Source organism: Bradyrhizobium mercantei, from assembly GCF_001982635.1.
Lineage (GTDB): Bacteria > Pseudomonadota > Alphaproteobacteria > Rhizobiales > Xanthobacteraceae > Bradyrhizobium > Bradyrhizobium mercantei.
In genome coordinates, this window is record NZ_MKFI01000006.1 from 592,637 (window position 1) to 616,394 (window position 23,758).

Below are 23,758 nucleotides of genomic sequence, written 5' to 3' on the forward strand. Positions count from 1 at the left end.
GAGTTGAATCATCGCGCCTCAGCTCCTTGTTTGAGCATGATCTTTTCGGAAAACCGCTTCACACTTTTCCGGATCATGCTCCAGCCCGGCTCGCGCCGGACGTCCGATCACATATGGATGGCGCGCTTGCCCACCGCAAGCGCGGCTTCCTTGATCGCCTCGGAGCGGGTCGGATGGGCGTGACAGGTGCGCGCCAGATCCTCGGCCGAGCCGCCGAATTCCATCAGGACACAGGCTTCATGGATCATTTCGCCGGCCTCAATGCCGACGATGTGCACGCCGAGCACCCGATCGGTCTTCGCATCTGCGAGAACCTTCACGAAGCCGTCGGTGGTCTGGTTGACCTTGGAGCGGCCGTTCGCGGTGAAGGGGAATTTGCCGACGGTATAGGCGACACCGGCCTGCTTGAGGTCTTCCTCGGTCTTGCCGACCGACGACACTTCCGGCGTGGTATACACAACACCTGGGATGACGTCGTAATTCACGTGACCGGCCTGGCCCGCGATGATCTCGGCGCAGGCGACGCCCTCGTCTTCCGCCTTGTGCGCGAGCATCGGCCCGGCCACAACGTCGCCGATCGCGTAGATGCCCTTCACAGAGGTCGAGAAGTGCGCGTCGATCTCGACGCGGCCGCGATTGTCGAGCGCAACGCCGGCTTCCTTCAGCCCGAGGCCTTCGGTGTAGGGCACGCGGCCGATGCACACCAGCACGACGTCGGCTTCGATCGTCTCCGCAGCACCGCCGGCGGCCGGCTCGACCTTGGCCTGCAGCGTCTTGCCCGAGGTGTCGACCGCGGTGACCTTGGCGCCGAGCTTGAAGCTGAAACCTTGCTTTTCCAGGATGCGTTGGAATTGCTTCGCCACCTCGCCGTCCATGCCGGGCAGGATGCGGTCGAGGAATTCCACCACGGTGACCTTGGCGCCGAGACGATGCCAGACCGAGCCGAGCTCGAGCCCGATCACGCCGGCGCCGACGATCAGGAGGCTACCGGGCACCTTGTCGAGCGACAGCGCGCCGGTCGACGACACGATGCGCTTCTCGTCGATGTCGATGCCCTTCAGGCGCGCGATATCGGAGCCGGTGGCGATCACGATGTTCTTGGTCTCGACGGTTTCGGACTTGCCGTCACCGGTGACCTCGACCTTACCCGCACCGAGGATCTTGCCGGTGCCCTTGAGCACGTCGATCTTGTTCTTCTTCATCAGGAACTCGACGCCCTTGACGTTGCCGTCGATGCCCTGCTGCTTGAAGTTCATCATCGCGGGCAGATCGAGCTTCGGCGCCGGGACGCTGACGCCCATCTTGGCGAAGGAGTGCCCGGCTTCCTCGAACATCTCGGAGGCGTGCAGCAGCGCCTTCGACGGCATGCAGCCGACATTGAGGCAGGTGCCGCCCAGCGTCGCGTTCTTCTCGACGACGGCGACCTTCATGCCGAGCTGCGCCGCGCGGATCGCGCAGACGTAACCGCCGGGGCCGGTGCCGATGACGACGAGATCGTAAGAAGCCATGATGGAAGGTCCTGTAGCTAACTCTGTGACAATGAGGCGGGTCCGAGCCTATCGGCAGTCGGCACCCGCATTTGCATGTGTGTTCTAGCGGCCGCCCGACACGTCGAGGATCGCGCTGGTGACGTAGGACGCCTCGTCCGAGATCAGCCAGACGATGGCATTGGCGATTTCATCGGCGGTGCCGACGCGTTTCATCGGCACCATATGGGCGAGCCGGTGCGCGCGATCGGGCTCGCCACCCGCGGCGTGGATGTCGGTATCGATCAGTCCGGGCCTGATGCCGGCGACGCGGATGCCTTCATTCGCGACCTCGTAGCCGAGGCCGACCGTGAAGGAATCGATCGCGCCCTTGGAAGCGGCGTAATCGACATAGGTGTTCGGCGCGCCGAGCTTTGCCGCGACCGAGGAGAGGTTGACGATGACCCCGCCCACACCTCCGTGCTTGGTCGACATCCGCTTCACCGCCTCGCGCGCGCACAGGATGCTGCCGGTGACGTTGACCGCCATCATCTGCTGGATGCGCTCGGCCGACATCTCGTCGACACGCACGCCGCTCTTGCCGACGATGCCGGCATTGTTGACCAGCGCGCCGAGCGTGCCGAAGCCATCGGCGGCCTTGAACAACGCAAGAATGTCCGCCTCGCTGCCGACGTCGCATTTCACCGCGATCGCCTTGCCGTTCTTGGCCTCGATCGCGGCGACGACCTCGTTGGCCGCGCCCTGGTTGGACGCGTAGCCGACCACGATGCGATAGCCGCGCGCCGCGGCTACGAGCGCAGTCGCGCGGCCGATGCCGCGGCTGCCGCCGGTAATGACAACGACCTTGTCCGTCACATTGATCCCCAAAGGTGAGCCCCCAACGAAAAGCGACGCCCGAGCCGGCCGGGCGCCGCGCGCGACATGACCTTAGAGGTCCAGCACCAGGCGGGCCGGATCCTCCAGGCTCTCCTTGACGCGCACCAGGAAGGTGACCGCTTCCTTGCCGTCGATGACGCGGTGATCATAGGACAGCGCCAGATACATCATCGGGCGCACCTCGATCTTGCCGCCGACCACCATCGGCCGCTCCTGGATCTTGTGCATGCCGAGAATGCCGGACTGCGGCGCGTTCAGGATCGGCGTCGACATCAGCGAGCCGTAGATGCCGCCATTGGTGATGGTGAAGGTGCCGCCCTGCATCTCGTCGATCTTGAGCTGGCCGTCGCGGGCGCGGCGGCCGTAGTCGGCGATCGACTTCTCGATCTCGGCGATCGACTTGTGGTCGCAGTCGCGCACCACAGGCACCACCAGGCCGCGGTCGGTGCCGACCGCAACGCCGATGTGATAGTAGTTCTTGTAGATCAGGTCGGAGCCGTCGATCTCGGCGTTGACGGCCGGAATGTCCTTCAGCCCCTGCACGACCGCCTTGGTGAAGAAGCCCATGAAGCCGAGCTTCGAGCCGTGCTTCTTCTCGAACGTGTCCTTGTAGAGCGCACGCAGCTTCATCACCTCGGTCATGTCGACCTCGTTGAAGGTGGTCAGCATCGCGGCGGTGTTCTGCACGTCCTTGAGGCGGCGCGCGATGGTCTGGCGCAGCCGGGTCATCTTGACGCGCTCCTCGCGGGCGGCGTCGTCCGCCGGCGACGGCGCACGGACCTGCACCGCGGCGGCCGGCTGGTTGACCGGGGTCGGCGCCGAGGCGGCCTTCTCGATCGCGGCCAGCATGTCGCCCTTGGTCACCCGACCGTCCTTGCCCGAGCCCGGAACGGTCGAGGCATCGACGCCGCTCTCAGCCGACAGCTTGCGCACCGAGGGCGCCAGCGGCGCATCCGCCGGCGGGACTTTTGCCGCGGCAGGAGCGGATGCGGCAGCAGCCGCCGGAGCCGCAGCAGCCGGCGCGGCGGCCTTAGCCGGAGCAGCAGCGGGCTTGGCTGCCGGAGCAGCGCCGTCATTGATCTGGCCGAGCAGCGCACCGACGGCGACCGTCTCGCCATCCTTGGCGATGATCTCGCCGAGCGTGCCGGCGACCGGCGCGGGCACCTCGATGGTGACCTTGTCGGTCTCCAGCTCCACCAACGGCTCGTCCACCGCGACGGCCTCACCGGCCTTCTTGAACCAGCGGCCAATCGTCGCCTCGGTCACGGACTCGCCGAGCGTTGGAACGCGAATTTCAGTCATGGTCTTTTCCTCGATAACCTTGCGGTCGCAAAATTTGCGGTCGTAGAACTTGGCTGCCACCGCCCGCCAAAGCGGACGATCCGGTACTCCGTGACGACAGCACTTGTGCTGGATGACGCGGGATACCGGATGCCCCGCACAAGGCGGGGCATGGTGTTGGTGAAGATCGTTAGTTCAGTGCGTCGTCGAGCAGCGCCTTGAGCTGCGCGAGATGTTTGGACATCAGACCGGTGGCGGTCGCTGCCGATGCCGGACGGCCGGCATAGCGCGGACGCTTGTTGGCTGCGTTGACCTGGTTCAGCACCCATTCCAGATAGGGCTCGATGAAGTGCCAGGAGCCCATATTGCGGGGCTCTTCCTGGCACCAGACCATCTCCGCGTTCTTGAAGCGGCCGAACTCCTGCACCAGCGCCTTCAGCGGCACCGGATAGAGCTGCTCGATGCGCATCAGATAGATGTCGTCGATGCCGCGCTTCTCGCGCTCCTCGTACAGGTCGTAATAGACCTTGCCGGAGCACAGCACGACGCGACGGATCTTGTCGTCCGGCACCAGCTTGATCTTCTCGTCCTGCAGCATCTGCGCGTCATCGTACAGGATGCGGTGGAAGGTGGCGTTCTTGCCGAGTTCGTCGAGCCGCGACACAGCGCGCTTGTGGCGCAGCAGCGACTTCGGCGTCATCAGGATCAGCGGCTTGCGGATCTCGCGATGCAGCTGGCGCCGCAGCACGTGGAAGTAGTTCGCCGGCGTGGTCGGGTTGACCACCTGCATGTTGTCCTCGGCGCACATCTGCAGATAACGCTCGAGGCGCGCGGAGGAGTGCTCCGGTCCCTGCCCTTCATAGCCGTGCGGCAGCAGGCAGACGAGGCCCGACATGCGCAGCCATTTGCGTTCGCCCGACGAGATGAACTGGTCGAACACCACCTGGGCGCCGTTGGCGAAGTCGCCGAACTGGGCTTCCCAGAGCGCCAGCGCGTTCGGCTCGGCCAGCGAGTAGCCGTATTCGAAGCCGAGCACGGCTTCTTCCGACAGCAGCGAGTTGATGACCTCGTAATGGCCGGTGTCTTCGCCGCCGAGATGGTTGAACGGCGTGTAGCGGCTCTCGTCCTCCTGGTCGATCAGCACCGAGTGACGCTGCGAGAAGGTGCCGCGCTCCGAATCCTGGCCGGACAGGCGCACATGATGGCCTTCCTGCAGCAGGGTGCAGAACGCCAGTGCCTCGCCGGTCGCCCAGTCGATCCCGATGCCGCTGTCGATCGCCTTGGCGCGATTGTCTAGGAAGCGCTGGATGGTACGGTGGACGCGGAAGCCGTCCGGCACCTTGGTGATCTTGCGGCCGATGTCCTTGAGCACGGCGACATCGACGCCGGTGACGCCGCGGCGGGCGTCTTCTTCCTGGTCGGCGGACTTGAATCCGGCCCATTTGCCGTCGAGCCAGTCGGCCTTGTTCGGCTTGTAGCCCGAGCCGGCTTCGAGCTCGGCATCGAGCCGCGCGCGCCAGTCGGCCTTGGCCTTCTCGACCTCGCCGTCGGTCAACACGCCGTCGGCGACCAGCCGCTTGGCGTAGATCTCCAGCGTGGTCGGATGCGCGGCGATCTTCTTGTACATCACCGGCTGGGTGAACGCCGGCTCATCGCCCTCGTTGTGGCCGTGGCGGCGGTAGCAGAACATGTCGATGACGACCGGCTTGTGGAATTTCTGCCGGAACTCGATCGCGACCTTGGCCGCGAACACCACGGCCTCCGGATCGTCGCCATTCACGTGGAAGATCGGCGCGTCGATCATCTTCGCGACGTCGGACGGATAGGGCGATGAGCGCGAGTAGCGCGGATAGGTGGTGAAGCCGATCTGGTTATTGACGATGAAGTGCAGCGAGCCGCCGGTGCGATAGCCCTTGAGGTCGGACAGGCTGAAGCATTCCGCCACCACGCCCTGGCCCGCGAATGCCGCGTCGCCATGCATCAGGAGCGGCAGCACGGAGATGCGCATGTCAGGCGGATCGCCGTGCTGGTCCTGCTTGGCGCGCACCTTGCCCATCACGACGGGATCGACGATCTCGAGATGCGACGGGTTTGCGGTCAGCGACAGATGGATGTTGTTGCCGTCGAACTCGCGGTCCGAGGAGGCGCCGAGGTGATACTTGACGTCGCCGGAGCCTTCGACCGAGTCCGGGTTGGCCGAACCGCCCTTGAATTCATGGAACAGCGCGCGGTGCGGCTTGCCCATCACCTGGGTCAGCACGTTGAGGCGGCCGCGATGCGGCATGCCGAAGACGATTTCCTTCACGCCGAGATTGCCGCCGCGCTTGATGATCTGCTCGAGCGCCGGGATCAGGGATTCGCCGCCGTCGAGGCCGAAGCGCTTGGTGCCGGTGAACTTGGTGTCGCAGAACTTCTCGAAGCCGTCGGCTTCGATCAGCTTGTTGAGGATCGCGCGGCGTCCCTCGGGCGTGAAGCTGATCTCCTTGTCCGGGCCCTCGATACGCTCCTGGATCCACGCCTTCTGCGCGGCGTTGGAGATGTGCATGAACTCGACGCCGAGCGTCTGGCAGTAGGTGCGCTCGCAGATCTGCACGATCTCGCGCAGCGTGCCGTATTCGAGGCCGAGCACGTGGTCGAGGAAGATCTTGCGGTCGAAATCGGCCTCGGCGAAGCCGTAGGAGCGCGGATCGAGCTCCTCGCGGTCGCGCGGCGCCTCGATGCCGAGCGGATCGAGCTTGGCGTGGAAATGGCCGCGCATGCGGTAGGCGCGGATCAGCATCAGCGCGCGAACCGAATCGCGGGTGGCCTGATGCACGTCGGCGTCGGAGAGCTCGGCGCCCTTGGCCTGCGCCTTGGCCGCGAGCTTGGTGCCGACCGCCTTCTCGACCTGGGCCCAGTTGCCGTCGAGCGCCGAGGTCAGCTCGTCACGCGGCGTCACCGGCCAGTTGGCGCGGCCCCACGAGGCGCCTTCGGCGTTCTTCTGCACGTCGGCCGGGGCGTCCTTCAGGCTCTTGAAGAAATCCTGCCATTCGGCGTCGACGGAGGATGGGTCCTGCTCGTAGCGGGCATAAAGGTCGTCGATATAGGCGGCGTTGGTGCCCTGCAGGAATGAGGAGAGTGCAAAAGCGGCGTTCGCGTCTTGGCGAGACATGGGGCAGTCCTGGTGATTTTTCGGTTCGCGCGTAGGAGACGGCGCAAGTGCCGGTCTGGGAAGAGCGCCGGCTGGATGGATATCCTTTACCCTATCTGGGTCGGATATTCCTGCCTAAAAGAACCAAGAAATGAATATATTTTCAATACTTATTGATCCGCCCGTTGGGCGGTAACCTCAACGAAAAGGCGGCGTTTCCGGGGCGGAACTCGCCCGGAAACGCCGCCATAATCCCAAAGGGAACTTCGCCGATCGTTACTTCAGCATCTCGGCGAGCGTGTGCCCGAGCCGTGCCGGCGACGGCGACACCTTGATGCCGGCGGCTTCCATCGCCGCGGTCTTGGAACCGGCGTCGCCCTTGCCGCCGGAGATGATCGCGCCAGCATGGCCCATGCGGCGGCCGGGAGGTGCGGTGACACCGGCGATGAAGCCGACCATCGGCTTCTTGCGGCCGCGCTTGGCCTCGTCCTTGAGGAACTGGGCGGCGTCTTCCTCGGCCGAGCCGCCGATTTCGCCGATCATGACGATCGACTTGGTCTTCTCGTCGGCCAAGAACATCTCCAGCATGTCGATGAACTCGGTGCCCTTGACCGGGTCGCCGCCGATGCCGACCGCGGTGGTCTGGCCGAGGCCCTCCTGGGTGGTCTGGAACACCGCCTCATAGGTCAGGGTGCCGGAGCGGGAGACGATGCCGACCGAGCCGGGCTTGAAGATGTTGGCCGGCATGATGCCGATCTTGCACTCGCCGGCGGTCATCACGCCGGGGCAGTTCGGCCCGATCAGCCGCGACTTCGAGCCGGACAGCGAGCGCTTCACGCGCACCATGTCGAGCACCGGGATGCCCTCGGTGATGCAGACGATCAGCGGGATCTCCGCATCGATCGCTTCGCAGATCGCATCCGCCGCGCCCGGCGGCGGCACATAGACCACGCTGGCGTCGGCGCCGGTCTTTTCGCGCGCTTCGGCGACGGTGTCGAACACCGGCAGGTTGAGATGGGTCGAGCCGCCTTTGCCCGGCGCCACGCCGCCAACCATCTTGGTGCCGTAAGCGATCGCCGCTTCCGAATGGAACGTGCCGTTCTTGCCGGTGAAGCCCTGGCAGATGACCTTGGTGTTCTTGTCGATCAGAATGGACATGGTTCGAGATGCTTTCGCGAGACAGCGGTGAAGGGTTTAGTGGATACGCCGGTACACGCCGGTGAGCACGTCGGCCCACCCTTCCGCGTCAGGCGAGAACTGGATTTTCATGTTGTAGGTGTTGTCGTCGACGACCTCGTAGACGTGACGGGCATTGCCGCGCAGCGAGCCGCGCACCAGGATCAGCGACTTGCCCGCCCAGCCGCCGGAGGCCGGCGACGGCGGGTAGTAGCCGAGTGAATCGTGCCAGAACAATTTGTAGGCCCGATCGTCGCGGTCGTAGGTGAAGACGCCGTGGGTGGCGAAGCTTTCCTTGCCGTCGCGGCTCTGCACGCTGTCCTGGATCAAATAGAAGCCGTTGAGCGCGATGCGCGCAACGACATGCGAGGTGGCTGGACCGCCGGCGGTCCAGCGCGACGGATAGACCATCTCTTCGCCGTTCCACTCGCCGGCGAAAACCGCGAGCTTGCGGTGTTCTTCCAGTGGTGTCGGAGCGTCGAGATGATCGGCCATCGTTAGCCTCCCTTGACGGCTTTCACGATCTTCTGTGCGGCGTCATCGAGGTTGTCGGCGGGCAGAACGTTGAGGCCGCTCTCGCGGATGATCTTCTTGCCCTGCTCGACATTGGTGCCTTCGAGGCGCACCACCAGCGGCACCTTGAGGCCGACCTGCTTCACCGCGGCAACCACGCCCTCGGCGATCACGTCGCACTTCATGATGCCGCCGAAGATGTTGACCAGGATGCCCTTCACGTTCGGATCGGCGGTGATGATCTTGAACGCGGCCGCGACCTTCTCGACACTGGCGCCGCCGCCGACATCGAGGAAGTTCGCCGGCTCCATGCCGTAGAGCTTGATGATGTCCATCGTCGCCATGGCAAGGCCGGCGCCGTTGACCATGCAGCCGATCGTGCCGTCGAGCGCGACGTAGTTGAGATCGTATTTCGACGCCTCGATCTCCTTGGCGTCTTCCTCGGTCTCGTCGCGCAGCGCGACCACGTCGGGGTGACGGTAGAGCGCGTTGCTGTCGAACGACACCTTGGCGTCGAGCACGCGGAGCTGACCCTGCTTGGTGACGACGAGCGGGTTGATCTCGAGCATCGCCATGTCCTTGGCGGCGAACGCTGCGTAGAGCTGGCTGGTCAGTTTCTCGGCCTGCTTGGCGAGATCGCCGGTCAGCTTCAGCGCCTGGGCCACCGTGCGGCCGTGATGCGGCATGATGCCGGTGGCGGGATCGACCGAGAATGAGACGATCTTTTCGGGGGTCGAATGGGCGACTTCCTCGATATTCACGCCGCCTTCGGTCGACACCACGAAGGAGATTTCCGAGGTCTCGCGATTGACCAGGATCGAGAGGTAGAACTCCTTGTCGATGTCGGAGCCTTCCTCGATGTAGAGGCGGTTGACCTGCTTGCCGTGCGGGCCGGTCTGCACCGTGACCAGCGTCGCGCCGAGCATCTGCTTGGCGAACTCGCCGACCTCGGCGACCGACTTGGCGATACGGACACCGCCCTTGTCGCCGGCGGAGGCTTCCTTGAACTTGCCCTTGCCGCGGCCGCCGGCATGGATCTGGCTCTTCACCACCCAGATCGGGCCGGGCAGCTGCTTGGCCGCAGCATCGGCTTCTTCCGGCTTCAGCACCGGAACGCCGCGCGAGATCGGCACGCCGAATTCGTGCAGCAGAGCCTTGGCCTGGTATTCATGGATATTCATGGAAAGACGCTCCCAAACCCTCGTGCGGCGAACTTAACGTCAGCCCTGACGCTGGCATACCATATACCAAGGCTCGCGCAACTACAAAATCCGCCAGAATTTCATCATCTTGTACCCGACAGGCGATTGAGATCGCCTATCGGGTCATTGCCGATTGAGATTACTTGCCGAGCAGGTCGGGCGCGATCTTCTTGCAGGCATCGACCAGGCCCTGCACCGCGCCGACCGACTTGTCGAACGCTTCACGGTCCTTGCCGGCGAGCTCGATCTCGACCACGCGCTCGACACCCTTGGAGCCGATCACGGTGGGCACGCCCACATACATGTCCTTCACGCCGTACTCGCCGTTGAGATAGGCCGCGCAGGGCAGCACGCGCTTCTTGTCCTTCAGGTAGCTCTCGGCCATCGCGATCGCGGACGCCGCCGGCGCGTAGAACGCCGAGCCGGTCTTGAGCAGGTTGACGATCTCGGCGCCGCCGTTGCGGGTGCGGTCGACGATCTCGTCGATGCGGGCCTGCGAGGTCCAGCCCATCTTGACGAGGTCGGGCAGCGGAATGCCGGCAACGGTGGAGTAGCGGGTCAGCGGCACCATGGTGTCGCCGTGGCCGCCGAGCACGAAGGCGGTGACGTCTTCAACCGAGACGTTGAATTCGTCGGCCAGGAAATAGCGGAAGCGCGCGGAGTCGAGCACGCCGGCCATGCCGACCACCTTCTTGTGCGGCAGGCCCGAGGCCTTCTGCAGCGCCCACACCATCGCGTCGAGCGGGTTGGTGATGCAGATGACGAAGGCGTCGGGCGCGTACTTCTTGATGCCGGCGCCGACCTGCTCCATGACCTTCAGGTTGATGGAGAGGAGATCGTCGCGGCTCATGCCGGGCTTGCGCGGCACACCGGCGGTGACGATGCAGACCTTGGCGCCGTCGAGCGCTTCATAGGAATTGGCGCCGACCAGGTTGGAGTCGAAACCATCGACCGGCGACGACTGCGCGATGTCGAGCGCTTTGCCCTGCGGCACGCCCTCGGCGATGTCGAACAGCACAACGTCTCCGAGTTCCTTGAGGCCAACGAGGTGCGCCAGCGTTCCGCCGATCTGTCCGGAGCCAATCAGTGCAATCTTGTCGCGTGCCATGGGAAATCAGTCCTTTGAACTGGTGCAGGAGGGAGAGGGAAGTCGGTTGCAAGGGTGGTTATCCCTTTCGAATGATCCATTCAAGTCAGGGCCTGCCCGAATGCGGGCCCTGCCTCGAATTCGCTCAGGCATGCCAGCAACGTCCGTCCCGGTGACACGAAAGTTGCTCCGATCCGGATCGTGGGCAAGACCAAATTCAAGGCTGGAATTCAGGTCTCGACCAGGCCGGTCGAGGCGCCGCTTGCAGAAGAGTCCTTCCGGCCGTGCGGCAGCGCCAAATAGGATTCAGAGCTCATCTCGATCAGGCGCGAGGACGTGCGCTTGAACTCCATCGCCTCGACGCCGTCCTCCGCAAGGTACAGCGACACCGGATCGGCCTCGGCCGAGGCCATCAACTTCACGGCATTGTCATAGAGCGTGTCGATCAGCGAGATGAAGCGCTTGGCGGCGTTGCGCTCGGCGTAATCCATCACCGGAATGTGGTCGATCAGGATCGTGTGGTAGTCGTGCGCGAGCCTCAGGTAATCGGACGCGGCAAGCGGCTTCTCACAGATGTCCATGAAGCTGAAGCGCGCGACGCCGTGCGCCGAGCACGGCACGTTCAGGATGCGCCCCTTGATCGGAATGAGGCGCGCCTTGCACGGTGCATTGCCGGTCATCTTGCGCCAGGCCGCGTTGAGCGCGGCATCGGCCGCGTCGTCCGCGGGCACCAGCCACATTTTCACGCCGACGAGCTTCTCCAGCCGGAAGTCGGTGCGCGCATCGAGCCGCAGCACGTCCATGTGATCCGATATCTGCGCAATGAACGGCAGGAACAGCGCGCGATTGAGGCCGCCCTTGTAGAGATCCTCAGGCGCGACGTTCGAGGTCGCGACCACCACGGTGCCGAGATCGAACAGCTTTGCGAACAACCGCCCGAGGATCATCGCGTCGGCGATGTCGGTGACGTGGAATTCGTCGAAGCAGAGCAGCCAGGCTTCGTCGAAGATCGCCTGCGCGGTGAGCGCAATGACGTCACCGTCCGCGATCTCGCCGCGCGCGATCTGCTGGCGGTAGCCGTAGATGCGCTCATGCGCCTCGGCCATGAATTCGTGGAAATGCGCGCGGCGCTTGTGCTCGACCTCGCTCTGCTGGAAGAACAAATCCATCAGCATGGTCTTGCCGCGGCCGACCTCGCCATGGACGTAGAGCCCGCGCGGCGGCTTGTCGTCCTTGTCGCCGCCGAACAGCCGTCCGAACAGGCCTTGCTTGCGCTGCGGCTTGTAGCTCGCGAGCCGCTCCTCAAGCGCGCCGAATGCCTCGGCCGCGGCGGCCTGCGCGGGATCAGCCTCGATCGCACCGGAGGCGACCAGGGACTTGTAGTGTTCGAGGAACGAACTGGCGGGCGAGGTGGACAGCATGAGCCCACCTTACGGCCCTACTGCGCGGCAAATTGCAAGCCGTGAATTGTGCCAATGCCGATGCAGCAGGTATGCAAGCGCGAAGCCTTGCATACCACGGCCGACCGCACGCGCCTCGCCGGCGCCTCAAACTGCGATCCGCGACGTCTTACGCGCAGAGCTCGTAGGCGTCCTCGACCACGTAGGGACCGCCGCCTGTCGATGCACGCGACGAGAACAGCACGAAGCGGTCCGCCAGGAAGGTGCGGCTCGGGAAGTAGCCGCGCACGGACAGATAATCCGCGACGTCCTGGCTCGACGCGTCATGCAAACGCGCGAGCGTGACATGTGGCGTGAATTTCCTGCCCTCGGGATCGAGCCCCATCCGCTGCATCATCCGCTCGAGCTCGGCCTGCAGTTCGATCAGCGGCCGGCTCGGCTCGACGGCGGCAACCACCGCGCGCGGCTTGCGTCCGCCGAAGCTCGACAGGCCCTGCAGTTTGACCTCGAACGGTTTGCGGTTCACCCGAAACAACATCGTCGCGATCTCGTTGGCCCAGAGGCCGTCGATATCGCCGATGAAGCGCAGGGTGACGTGATAATTTTCGGGATCGATCCAGCGTGCGCCGGGAAGGCCGCCACGCAAATTGGAGAGGGATTGGCCGATATCGGCCGGAATTTCCAGACCAGTGAACAGACGCGGCATCGCTATAATCCTCGATGCTTGGCGCGGGTTTTGGGAGCCCGCACCCTGTAACAAGCCCGGCGACGAATCACCGACGCCTATTTGTACCCGAGATATGTGACTCTGCGAAGCATGAGGCGTTAACAGCTCGTAAACCTACGGGACACGGCACGGCGCGCTGCCTGCGTTTCAACTGCGTTGCCCTGACAATGCGCCGAGAAATGCCTCCACTGTGGGCAGGATATTCTTCACAACGATGTCCACACCTTCTGCGGTCGGATGCATGCCGTCGGCCTGATTGATCTTCGGATTGGCAGCAACGCCATCGAGGAAGAACGGATAGAGCGGCACGCCAAGCGACTTCGAGAGATCCGGATAGATCGCGTTGAACTTCGCTGCATACTCACTTCCATAATTCGGTGGCGCGAGCATGCCGCACAAGAGCACGGCGATCTTGCGCGCCTGCAACTTTGTGATGATGTCGGAGAGCGCGGCACGCGTCACCGCGGGATCGATGCCGCGCAGGGCATCGTTGGCGCCGAGCTCGACGATGACAGCATCGGTTCCATCGGCCACCGACCAGTCGAGCCGCTCGCGGCCGCCCGAGGCGGTGTCGCCGGACACCCCGGCATTGGTCATCTCGACCTTTATCCCCTTGGCTTCCAAGGCTTTTTGCAGCCGGACCGGAAATGCCGCATCGGCCGGAAGGCCGTAGCCGGCGCTCAGGGAATCGCCCAGCACCACCATCTTGATCGGTTTTGCGGAAGCTTTCGCCTGACCTTTCCCCTGCTCTGACATCTGCGCGCTGGCCGCCGTCATCAAGCCCATAAGCAACACGAGTATGTGCACGAAGATTCGCAACCGGGCCTCGACCGCAGCCGCGGAAGTGCCATATGACCGAACCATGGACAGTCTCATCGAATCCTCTTCACTGACCGACGTCGAGCCGGACACCATTGCCGTCAAGAACGTCAATCTCTCGCTCGGCACCGGCGCGGCACGGGTACATATCCTCAAAGATATCAGCCTTCGTGTGGCAGCGGGTGAGGCCATCGGCCTGATCGGCCCGTCGGGCTCGGGCAAGTCGACCTTGCTGATGGTGATGGCGGGGCTTGAACGTCCTGACAGTGGAGAAGTGGTCGTCAACGGCACCTCGTTCAATGCCCTCGATGAAGATGCGCTGGCGCGCTTTCGCGGCCGCCAGGTCGGCATCGTCTTCCAATCGTTTCATCTGATCCCGACCATGACGGCGCTGGAGAACGTCGCCGTGCCGCTCGAGCTCGCCGGCAATCCCGACGCCGCCGCGCGCGCCGCGCAGGAACTGCAATCGGTCGGGCTCGGCGAACGCCTGCATCATTATCCGACGCAGCTCTCCGGCGGCGAGCAGCAGCGCGTCGCGATCGCACGCGCGCTGGCGCCCGATCCCGCAATCCTCGTTGCCGACGAGCCGACCGGAAATCTCGACGAGACGACCGGAAAGCAGATCGTCGATCTGCTGTTCACCAAGCACGCCGAGCGCGGCATGACGCTGGTGCTGGTGACGCATGATCTCGCGCTCGCGCAGCGCTGCGACCGCGTGGTACGGCTGCGCTCCGGCCGCATCGACGGACAATCAACGACATGAGCTTTGCCACCACATGAGCTTTGCGTCCGAAGTCGCGGTGCAGAGCCGCGCGTCGTCGCTTGCCTTCCGTTACGCGCTGCGCGAATTGCGCGGCGGCCTGCGCGGCTTCTACGTCTTCATCGCCTGCATCGCGCTCGGCGTGATGGCGATATCAGGCGTCGGCTCGGTCGCCGCGAGCCTCGGCGACGGTCTGTCGCGCGAGGGCCGCACCCTGCTCGGCGGCGACGTCGCGTTCTCGTTGATCTCGCGCGAGGCCAAGCCCAACGAGGTTGCCTATCTGCGCACCCGCGGCGAGGTTTCGATTGCGGCCACGCTCCGCGCGATGGCACGCAGCACTGACGGCAAGCTGGCGCTGGTCGAGCTCAAGGCGGTCGACGGCAAATATCCGATGCTCGGCGAGCTGACGCTCGAGCCGAACATGCCGATTTCAGACCTGCTCGCCGAGCGCGACGGCGTTTTTGGCGCGGCCACCGACTCGACCCTGCTGGCGCGGCTCGACCTGAAGCTCGGCGACCGCGTCACCATCGGCAGCGCCACCTACCAGATCCGCAGCGTCGTAGTGGCCGAGCCCGACAAGCTCGCCGGCGGCGTTGGCCTCGGCCCGCGCTTCCTGGTCAGCGAAGCGAGTTTGCGCGCCACCGACCTGTTGCAGCCCGGCAGCCTGGTGCGCTGGATCTACCGGGTGAAGCTGCCTGACGGCGGCAACGACGATCGCGCCACCACCGCGCTGATCGACGGCGCGCGGGCTGCTGCGCCGGAGGCCGGCTGGGAGGTGCGCAGCCGCAGCAACGCCTCGCCGCAGCTCGAGCGCACCATCAACCGTTTCACCCAGTTCCTGACGCTGGTTGGTCTTGCCGCGCTGCTGGTCGGCGGCGTCGGTGTCGCCAACGCGGTGAAGAGCCATATCGACCGCCGCCGCGACGTCATCGCCTCGTTCAAGGCGCTCGGCGCCACCGGCCGCGATGTCTTCACGATCTACTGCACCCAAGTGGTGGTGCTGGCCGGGATCGGCTCGTTGATCGGTCTCGTGCTCGGTGCCGCGCTGCCCTTCGTCATCGTCGGCCTGTTCGGCAAGCTGCTGCCGCTGCCGGTGGTGCCTGCCCTGCACCCCGACGAGCTCGCGCTCTCCTTCATTTACGGCCAGCTCACCGCGCTGGCGTTCGGGCTGTGGCCGCTCGGCCGGGTCCATGACGTGCCGGTCGCTGCGCTGTTCCGCGAGACCGTCGCCAGCGAGTGGCATCGGCCGCGCTGGAGCTATCTCGCGCTGATGGCCGTGGTGATCGTACTCCTGATCGGCGTCGCGATCGGGCTTGCCTATGACAAGCGGGTCGCCAGCGTGTTCGTCGCCTCGTCGATCGCGGTGTTCCTGCTGCTGCGCGGGATCGCCGAAATCCTGATGGCGGTGGCGCGGCGGCTGCCGCGCAGCCGCATGACCATGCTGCGGCTCGCGATCGCCAACATCCACCGGCCCGGCGCGCTGACGCCGTCGGTCGTGCTGTCGCTCGGTCTCGGGCTCGCGGTGCTCGTCACCATCACCCAGATCGACGGCAATCTGCGCCGGCAATTCCTGGCCGCGTTGCCCGAGCGGGCGCCGTCGTTCTTCTTCATCGACATCCCCTCCACCGAAGCCGACCGCTTTGCCGGCTTCCTGGCCCAGGTCGCGCCCGGCTCGACCGTCGAGGACGTGCCGATGCTGCGCGGACGCATCGTCGCCGCGCGCGGCGTCAAGGCCGACCAGCTCAAGCCGTCGGTCGATTCGGAATGGGTGCTGCAGAGCGACCGCGGCCTGACCTATACCGGCGAAGTTCCCAAGGGCTCGAAGATCGTCGAGGGCGAATGGTGGGGGCCAGACTACAGCGGGCCGCCGCTGGTCTCGATGGAGAAGAAGATCGCCGATGGCCTGTCCCTGAAGATCGGCGACGAGATCGTGGTCAACGTGCTCGGCCGCGACGTGCCGGCCAAGATCGCCAACCTGCGCAACATCGACTGGCAGGGCCTCGGCATCAACTTCGTGCTGGTGTTCTCCCCGAACGCCTTCAAGGGCGCGCCGCACAGCCATGTCGCGACCCTGACGGAACCACATGCCGGCGCAACCCAGGCAAGCTCCAACGACGACGCGCGCATCATCAAGCAGGTCGCCGACGCGTTCCCGATGGTGACCAGCGTGCGGGTCCGCGAGGCGCTCGAGACGGTCGGCACCGTGGTCAGCAACCTGGTGCTGGCGATCCGCGGTGCCAGCGCCGTGACGCTGATCTCGGCGATCCTGGTGCTGGGCGGCGCGCTCGCCGCCGGGCACCGCCACCGCGTCTACGACGCCGTGATCCTCAAGACGCTCGGCGCCACGCGGGTTCGACTGCTCGGCGCCTACGCGCTGGAGTATCTGATGATCGGTTTTGCAACCGCAATCTTCGGGGTGATCGCCGGCTCGATCGCCGCCTGGCTGATCGTGACGCGGCTGATGACGCTGAGCTTCATCTGGCAGGCCGGCAGCGCGGCCCTGGTCGTGGTCGCCGCGCTGGTCGTCACCGTTGGACTTGGACTGGCCGGGACGCTGCTCGCGCTGAACCAGAAGCCGGCCTCGGTGCTGCGGAATTTGTGACAATTTGTAGCGGCGAAAGCGCCGTTTTTGCCTATCATCCTAGGCCAGAGCGACATTCGGCCGCGCGTGGAAGCTTGCGTCGGATGTGTTAATTTCCCACATACCAATCGGGTCGGATAGTCGGTTTGAATGACACGGAATTAATGTTCCGCAAACCGAGCCATCTGAGATAGATTTACGACCGGCGCCGCAAATCCCTTGCGCTCCACCGGGACCAACCACGGGAATTCGACCATGTCGGACCTAGACCGCAATTACGCTTCTCCTTTCGGCCGGGCCGCCGGGCGCATTGACGCTGCGGCCGTCGACGCCGGTCTGCGCGCCTACATGCTGCGCATCTACAACTACATGAGCATCGGCCTGGCCATCACCGGCCTTGCCGCGCTCGGCGTCTACATGGGCGCGGTGACCACCGACCAGTCGGCCGCGGTCGCCAAGTTCGGCAACGCCTATCTGACGCAGTTCGGCTACGCGATGTTCGTGAGCCCGCTGAAGTGGCTGTTCATTCTCGCCCCGCTGGCGATGGTGTTCGTCATCTCGGCCGGCATCAACCGCCTGCAGCCGGCGACCGCCCAGCTCCTGTTCTGGGTGTTCTCGGCGCTGATGGGCCTGTCGCTGTCGTCGATCTTCCTGGTGTACACGCACACCTCGATCGTGCGCGTGTTCTTCATCACCGCGGCGACGTTCGGTGCGCTGAGCCTCTATGGCTACACCACCAAGCGTGACATGAGCGGCATGGGCTCGTTCCTGTTCATGGGCCTGATCGGCATCATCATCGCGAGCCTGGTCAACCTGTTCCTGGCGAGCTCGGCGCTGCAGTTCATCGTCTCGGTGGTCGGCGTGCTGGTGTTCGCGGGCCTCACCGCCTGGGACACCCAGCGGCTGAAGAACGACTACATCTACGGCTACGCCTCGCAGGGTGGCGTGATGGCAGAGCGCGCGGCAATCACGGGTGCGCTGTCGCTCTACCTGAACTTCATCAACCTGTTCACGCTGCTGCTGCAGCTGCTCGGCCAGCGCGACTAGGCGCCTCGAGCAAGGCAACCGATCCAAGCCCCGGCCCAACGGCCGGGGCTTTTGTTTTGGGCGGGGCGGCGCGCTCGGCGAAGGTGCGGAGAATTGGCGATCTGTAGCCCGGATGAGCGAAGCGATATCCGGGGAAGCTTGCGCCCGCGTGGCAAGACCGTCCCGGATGTCGCTTCGCTCATCCGGGCTACAAGACTCGTCGGGCTAGATGAAGTCCGCTACACCAGCGACAGCTTGCGGTCGATCACCAGCAGCACACGTTCGAGTTCGTGGCCGCGGCGCAGGATCAGGCCGGTCGCCGAAATCACGCTGTACATGCCCTGCTTGCGCGCCAGCCGGGGGTCCTTCTCGATCCGGTAGATCGGCACTTCGGAGGCGCGGCGGAACACCGAGAACACGGCGCGGTCCTTCAGGAAGTCGATCGCATAATCGCGCCACTCGCCGTCGGCGACCATGCGGCCGTAGAGATTGAGAATGCGGTTGAGCTCAAGTCGATTGAATGTCACGCGGTTGGGTTGGGGGGTCGCGGCGGCGGGGCGCGCCGCGGCACGGCTCCCGCTCGGATCAGTGTCCTCCGAGATCAAACTCATCGAGCGCCTCCTGTCATCTCAGTGACCATCAGGTTCCGAAGGCCGGTGCCCACTTCGGGATCGTCACGAGAGTGACATGATTGCGCTAAGCGACGGACGCCGCAAGGGGCCATTCGCAACGCAACCGGGCCTTAACCACCTTCAGGCGCGATGGATTGTCCGGAAAACCGCAGACTCACGGGAACGTTAGCGGAATCATATTGCTGCCCCACTTCCGCCAATCGCCCGCCCCGCTGCCCTGCGAAAAGAAAATCCTGCGTTGGCCCGGTCCTTTCGGTTCCGGATTCCTCAGCCCCCAGCCCCCCGGGGCCGTCGGGATCGGGCCTGTTCGCAGGGGAGTCAAATCCCAACACTGGGCCAACGAAAGTTGGTCCTTTTTGTTTTTGGGCTCCTGCGCAATCGCGCGCGGTCGAGTTGCGCAAGCCACGGCGCTTTCATTTCAGCACGTCACCGGATGCAGGTTCGCTGTCGTCTCTGGCGGCGCGACAACTTGCGCGCGGCGCAGCAGCGCAAGCACGCGCAGTGAAGCTAGTGCAGCGAGGTAAATGCAGCGCCGAGCATCGGGCCCGGCTTGTCGCGACTGCCGTCCTGGACGTACACGGCCGCGGCATCGACGCCGTCGCGCGTGATGTTCTCCAGCGGCACGGTCCAGCTGCCGGACGAACCGTTCCAGTCGCCGACCTTCAGCAGATTGCGCACCACATTGTGGTAGGTGATCTCGCGGCCGCGGTTCTCGCCGCGCGCAATCGAGATCGGCACTGATTTCGAGATCGAGCAGATCCAGACTTCGCCGCGCGACACCGCGGGCGACTTCGATGCGGCGACCGACACGTTGATCTGCTTGCCGGTCAGCGTCATCGTCACCGGCACCGACATCACGCTGCCGCTCTTCTCGGTGCTCTTGATGGCGTCCTCGATGCTGGCGCGATCGCTGCCGATCACATGCGCGGAGCCATTGATCACGGCCTGCGGCGTGTAGACGTCGCGATCGCCGCGCACGTGCGAATAGGCTTTCTGGCGGGCGCTGAAACGGGAATCGGCGAGCGTGTCCTTCCAGCCGAGATAGTCCCAATAGTCGATCGGCATGCTCAGCGCGATGACGTTGGGGTCCTTCGCGAGATCGCCGATGATCTTGTCCGCGGGCGGACAGGACGAGCATCCCTGCGAGGTGAAGAGTTCGACGACAGCACGCGGATCGGCGTGAGCGGGGCGGATGATCGCGACGATTGCGCAGATACCAAGAGCGCTGGACCACCGCGAGATCGAGTTATAGGCCATCATCGCTGTCATACTGCGAACCAGTCGTGATGATTTCCATCCGTAATTGTACGGAGCATGAAGTCTGTCCCTGAACTTGCGTGCCCCAAAACGCGAGAAAGCGGCCTTTTCATAGGCCGCCTTCTTTTTAGCCGCTACTCACTAAGCAGTGAGGCACCGATCACAAAGTCGCGTTAGAGCATGGTCCGGAAAAGTGTGAAGCGGCTTTCCGAAGAGACCGTGCTCAAACAAGGGGCCTTAGGCCGCGAGTTTGCGCAGCACATAGTGCAGGATGCCGCCGTTGCGATAGTAATCGAGCTCGTCCAGCGTATCGATGCGGCAGAGCAGCGGGACGTCCCGCTTGCCGCCGTCGGCGGAGACGATCTCGGCGGTCAGCGTCTGGCGCGGCTTCAGGTCGCCCTGCAGCCCGCGGATGGTGACCTTCTCGTCGCCCTTCAGCCCGAGCGAGGACCACGACGTGCCGTCCTGGAAGGTGAGCGGAAGCACACCCATGCCGACCAGGTTGGAGCGGTGGATGCGCTCGAAGCTCTGGCAGATCACCGCGCGCACGCCGAGCAGGCGGGTGCCCTTCGCGGCCCAATCGCGCGACGAGCCGTTGCCGTATTCGGCGCCGGCGAACACCACCAGCGGCACGCTCTCCTGCTGGTACTTCATCGCGGCGTCGTAGATCGACATCTGCTCGCCGTCGGACCAGTGCTTGGTCAAACCGCCTTCCGGAATATTGCCGTCGGCGCCCTTCAGCATGAAGTTCTTGATGCGGATGTTGGCGAAGGTGCCGCGCATCATCACTTCATGGTTGCCGCGTCGCGTGCCGTACTGGTTGAAGTCGGCGGGGCGCACCTGGTGCTCGCTGAGGAACTTGCCGGCGGGCGAGGTCAGCTTGATCGAACCGGCCGGCGAGATGTGGTCGGTGGTGATCTTGTCGCCGAACATCGCGAGGATCCGCGCGTCGACCACGTCCGTGACCGGGTCCGGCTGCTTCTTCATGCCTTCGAAATAGGGCGGGTTCTGCACATAGGTCGAGCCCATGTTCCAGCGATAGGTCTCGCTTTCCGTGGTCTTGATCTTGCGCCAGTTGGTATCGCCCTTGAACACGTCGGCGTACTTCTTCTTGAAGATCGTCGCGGTGACGTACTTCTTCATGAAGGTGTTGATCTCCTTGGCGGTCGGCCAGATATCCTTGAGGAACACCGGCTTGCCGTCCTTGCCGATGCCGAGCGGCTCGACCGCGAGATCCTTGGTCACGGTGCCGGCCAGCGCATGCGCGACCACCAGCGGCGGCGAGGCGAGGTAGTTCGCCTGCACGTCCGGCGAGACGCGGCCTTCGAAGTTGCGGTTGCCCGACAACACGGCGGCGGCGACGATGCCGTTCTCGTTGATCGACTTCGAGATGTCCTCCGGCAGCGGGCCGGAATTGCCGATGCAGGTGGTGCAGCCGAAGCCGACCAGGTTGAAGCCGACCTTGTCGAGATCGGCCTGCAGGCCGGAATTGGCGAGATACTCTGCCACCACCTGGCTGCCCGGCGCGAGCGAGGTCTTCACCCACGGCTTGGCCTTCAGGCCCTTGGCGGCCGCCTTGCGCGCCAACAGGCCGGCGCCGATCAGCACGCTCGGGTTCGAGGTGTTGGTGCAGGAGGTGATCGCGGCGATCACGACGTCGCCATGGCCGAGATCGAAGTTGCGGCCCTCGACCGCGAAGCGCTTCGTCTCACCCTCGGGTTTCTTGTACTCGCCGACCAGCGCGGTCGCGAAGCCGGTCGACACCGCCGGCAGCGCGATGCGGCCTTCGGGGCGCTTCGGTCCGGCCATCGACGGCACGACGTCGCCGAGGTCGAGCGTCAGCGTGGTGGTGAACACCGGATCGGCCGACTTGGCGGTGCGGAACAGACCCTGCGCCTTGGCATAGGCCTGCACCAGCTTGACGCGATCGGCCTTGCGGCCGGAGGTCTTCAGGTAATCGATGGTCGCGGCATCGACCGGGAAGAAGCCGCAGGTCGCGCCGTATTCGGGCGCCATGTTGCCGATGGTCGCCTTGTCCGCGACCGAGAGATAGTCGAGGCCGGGGCCGAAGAACTCGACGAACTTGCCGACCACGCCGAGCTTGCGCAGCATCTGGGTGACGGTCAGCACGAGGTCGGTCGCGGTGACGCCTTCCTTGAGCTGGCCCTTGAGCTTGAAGCCGACCACCTCCGGCAGCAGCATCGACAGCGGCTGGCCGAGCATGCAGGCTTCCGCCTCGATACCGCCGACGCCCCAGCCGAGCACGGCGAGACCGTTGACCATCGTGGTGTGCGAGTCGGTGCCGACCAGCGAGTCCGGATAGGCGACTTCGAAGGTGCCGGTCTTCTTGCCGACCGTCATCTTTTCCTTCTTGGTCCACACCGTCTGCGCGAGATATTCGAGATTGACCTGGTGGCAGATGCCGGTGCCGGGCGGCACCACCGAGAAGTTCGAGAACGCCTTCTGGCCCCACTTCAGGAACTCATAGCGCTCCTGGTTCTGCTTGTATTCCTCGGTGACGTTCTTCGCGAACGCCTTGTTGTCACCGAAGAAGTTGACGATGACCGAGTGGTCGATGACGAGATCGACCGGCACCAGCGGATTGATCTTCTCGGCATCACCGCCGAGGTTCTGCATCGCGTTGCGCATCGCCGCGAGATCGACCACGGCCGGGACGCCCGTGAAATCCTGCATCAGGACGCGCGCCGGGCGGAATGCGATTTCATGCTCGAGCTGGCGCTTCTTCAGCCACTTCGACACCGCAACGATGTCTTCCTTCTTGACGGTGCGGCCGTCCTCGTTGCGCAGCAGGTTCTCGAGCAGAACCTTCATCGAATACGGCAGCTTCGAAATACCCTTCAGTCCGTTCTTCTCTGCCAGGGGCAGGCTGTAATAGACGTAGGACTTGGCGCCGACCTTCATGGTCTTGCGGCATTTGAAGCTGTCGAGTGAGGTCATGCGAGGAATCCCAATTATCAGTTATACCCGGCGAGGGTAACTAAACACCGGCGAACGACACTGGCCAAGGGATGGCCCGGGGGTGGCTTGCGGCCGCCGATTGTGTGTGCTGCATCAAGTTCCGGGCTTATAGAACCTTTCTAGAAGCACCGCCACACCGACAAGCGTGCGGCGGCGTTGCGCGACCCAAAAATTCTCACGCGGTAGCGAAAGATTTCAGAGGGCTGTGACAAGACGAACCATGCGGCTCTCGGGACGAAATCTGAAATGCGTGCGCGGCGGGCGCGAGGTGTTTTCCGGCCTCGATGTTTCGGCTGCGGCCGGCGAGGCGCTCGCGGTCACCGGGCCGAACGGCGCCGGCAAGACCTCGTTGCTGCGGGTGCTCGCCGGGCTGCTGGTTCCGGCCGAGGGGACGATCGCGCTCGAAGGCGGCGACGTCGAGCTCAGCCTGCCCGAGCAGGCCCACTATCTCGGCCATCGCGACGCCCTGAAGCCGGCGCTCAGCGTTATGGAAAATCTTTCCTTCTGGCGGGAATTCCTCGGCGGCAAGGCCGAGGATGCCGGCCGCTGCCTTGCCGCGGTGGCGCTCGACCATGCCGCGCACCTGCCGGCCGCCTACCTCTCGGCCGGCCAGCGCCGCCGCCTGTCGATCGCGCGCCTGCTCTCGGTGCGGCGGCCTGTGTGGCTGCTGGACGAGCCGACCTCGGCGCTGGACACGGCCGGCCAGGCGCTGTTCGTCGCCCTGATGCGCGACCATCTCGCAGGCGGCGGCTTGATTGTCGCGGCGACCCATCTGCCGCTCGGCATCGACGCGCGCGATTTGCGGATGGGAGGCGCGGCATGAGC

General features: G+C 64.7%; 18 protein-coding genes. 4 read left to right on the top strand and 14 right to left on the bottom strand.

Going from position 1 to position 23,758, the window contains the following annotated elements; translation table 11 throughout:
* Nucleotides 1-107 precede the first annotated feature (107 nt).
* The 11 genes from lpdA to BI327_RS29470 all read right to left on the bottom strand — a co-directional run bounded on the left by lpdA (nucleotide 108) and on the right by BI327_RS29470 (nucleotide 13,686).
* Nucleotides 108-1,508, bottom strand: coding sequence for a dihydrolipoyl dehydrogenase (gene lpdA, locus BI327_RS29420; RefSeq protein ID WP_076864745.1), 1,401 nt, complete (start codon nucleotides 1,506-1,508; stop codon nucleotides 108-110).
* Between the two features lie 84 nt (nucleotides 1,509-1,592).
* Nucleotides 1,593-2,342, bottom strand: a complete 750-nt coding sequence (locus BI327_RS29425) for an SDR family oxidoreductase (protein WP_076864746.1) — start codon at nucleotides 2,340-2,342, stop codon at nucleotides 1,593-1,595.
* Between the two features lie 72 nt (nucleotides 2,343-2,414).
* Nucleotides 2,415-3,665, bottom strand: a complete 1,251-nt coding sequence (odhB, locus tag BI327_RS29430) for a 2-oxoglutarate dehydrogenase complex dihydrolipoyllysine-residue succinyltransferase (RefSeq protein ID WP_076864861.1) — start codon at nucleotides 3,663-3,665, stop codon at nucleotides 2,415-2,417.
* A gap of 169 nt (nucleotides 3,666-3,834) precedes the next feature.
* Nucleotides 3,835-6,795: a 2-oxoglutarate dehydrogenase E1 component gene (locus BI327_RS29435; protein ID WP_076864747.1), complete on the bottom strand. Its 2,961-nt coding sequence runs from the start codon at nucleotides 6,793-6,795 to the stop codon at nucleotides 3,835-3,837.
* Nucleotides 6,796-7,050: 255 nt separating this feature from the next.
* Nucleotides 7,051-7,932 (bottom strand): succinate--CoA ligase subunit alpha, encoded by an 882-nt coding sequence (sucD, locus tag BI327_RS29440; protein WP_074125622.1) that lies wholly within the window; start codon nucleotides 7,930-7,932, stop codon nucleotides 7,051-7,053.
* Between the two features lie 36 nt (nucleotides 7,933-7,968).
* On the bottom strand, nucleotides 7,969-8,445 hold the full coding sequence (locus BI327_RS29445) for a DUF1579 family protein (protein ID WP_076864748.1): 477 nt from the start codon (nucleotides 8,443-8,445) through the stop codon (nucleotides 7,969-7,971).
* Between the two features lie 2 nt (nucleotides 8,446-8,447).
* Entirely contained in the window at nucleotides 8,448-9,644 is a 1,197-nt protein-coding gene (gene sucC, locus BI327_RS29450; RefSeq protein ID WP_076864749.1) for an ADP-forming succinate--CoA ligase subunit beta, read from the bottom strand.
* Nucleotides 9,645-9,804: 160 nt separating this feature from the next.
* Entirely contained in the window at nucleotides 9,805-10,773 is a 969-nt protein-coding gene (gene mdh / locus BI327_RS29455; RefSeq protein WP_021078790.1) for a malate dehydrogenase, read from the bottom strand.
* Between the two features lie 209 nt (nucleotides 10,774-10,982).
* Nucleotides 10,983-12,173 (bottom strand): cell division protein ZapE, encoded by a 1,191-nt coding sequence (zapE, locus tag BI327_RS29460; RefSeq protein WP_076864750.1) that lies wholly within the window; start codon nucleotides 12,171-12,173, stop codon nucleotides 10,983-10,985.
* A gap of 148 nt (nucleotides 12,174-12,321) precedes the next feature.
* Nucleotides 12,322-12,858 (bottom strand): RNA 2',3'-cyclic phosphodiesterase, encoded by a 537-nt coding sequence (gene thpR / locus BI327_RS29465; protein WP_076864751.1) that lies wholly within the window; start codon nucleotides 12,856-12,858, stop codon nucleotides 12,322-12,324.
* 168 nt (nucleotides 12,859-13,026) lie between these two features.
* The gene (locus BI327_RS29470; protein WP_076864862.1) at nucleotides 13,027-13,686 is read right to left on the bottom strand and encodes an arylesterase; all 660 of its coding nucleotides are present in this window, start codon (nucleotides 13,684-13,686) and stop codon (nucleotides 13,027-13,029) included.
* A 55-nt stretch (nucleotides 13,687-13,741) separates the two neighbouring features.
* On the opposite strand from BI327_RS29470, the gene BI327_RS29475 reads away from it, so the two are divergent.
* From BI327_RS29475 to BI327_RS29485, 3 genes are all read left to right on the top strand, one after another.
* Entirely contained in the window at nucleotides 13,742-14,461 is a 720-nt protein-coding gene (locus tag BI327_RS29475) for an ABC transporter ATP-binding protein (protein WP_076864752.1), read from the top strand.
* Between the two features lie 13 nt (nucleotides 14,462-14,474).
* A complete protein-coding gene (locus tag BI327_RS29480; RefSeq protein WP_076864753.1) occupies nucleotides 14,475-17,060 on the top strand; it encodes an ABC transporter permease in 2,586 nt (861 codons plus the stop codon).
* Nucleotides 17,061-17,294: 234 nt separating this feature from the next.
* Nucleotides 17,295-18,086 (top strand): Bax inhibitor-1/YccA family protein, encoded by a 792-nt coding sequence (locus BI327_RS29485; protein WP_021078796.1) that lies wholly within the window; start codon nucleotides 17,295-17,297, stop codon nucleotides 18,084-18,086.
* 218 nt (nucleotides 18,087-18,304) lie between these two features.
* Here the strand turns inward: BI327_RS29485 and BI327_RS29490 are convergent, their stop codons facing one another.
* From BI327_RS29490 to acnA, 3 genes are all read right to left on the bottom strand, one after another.
* Nucleotides 18,305-18,676 (bottom strand): DUF2794 domain-containing protein, encoded by a 372-nt coding sequence (locus tag BI327_RS29490; RefSeq protein ID WP_076864754.1) that lies wholly within the window; start codon nucleotides 18,674-18,676, stop codon nucleotides 18,305-18,307.
* Between the two features lie 528 nt (nucleotides 18,677-19,204).
* Nucleotides 19,205-19,966 carry a DUF1223 domain-containing protein gene (locus tag BI327_RS29495; RefSeq protein WP_076864755.1) on the bottom strand — a complete coding sequence of 254 codons (762 nt, stop codon included), beginning with the start codon at nucleotides 19,964-19,966 and terminating at the stop codon, nucleotides 19,205-19,207.
* A 225-nt stretch (nucleotides 19,967-20,191) separates the two neighbouring features.
* Nucleotides 20,192-22,912 (bottom strand): aconitate hydratase AcnA, encoded by a 2,721-nt coding sequence (acnA, locus tag BI327_RS29500; protein ID WP_076864756.1) that lies wholly within the window; start codon nucleotides 22,910-22,912, stop codon nucleotides 20,192-20,194.
* Nucleotides 22,913-23,153: 241 nt separating this feature from the next.
* On the opposite strand from acnA, the gene ccmA reads away from it, so the two are divergent.
* Nucleotides 23,154-23,756, top strand: coding sequence for a heme ABC exporter ATP-binding protein CcmA (gene ccmA, locus BI327_RS29505; protein ID WP_076864757.1), 603 nt, complete (start codon nucleotides 23,154-23,156; stop codon nucleotides 23,754-23,756).
* The last annotated feature ends 2 nt before the right edge of the window (nucleotides 23,757-23,758 follow it).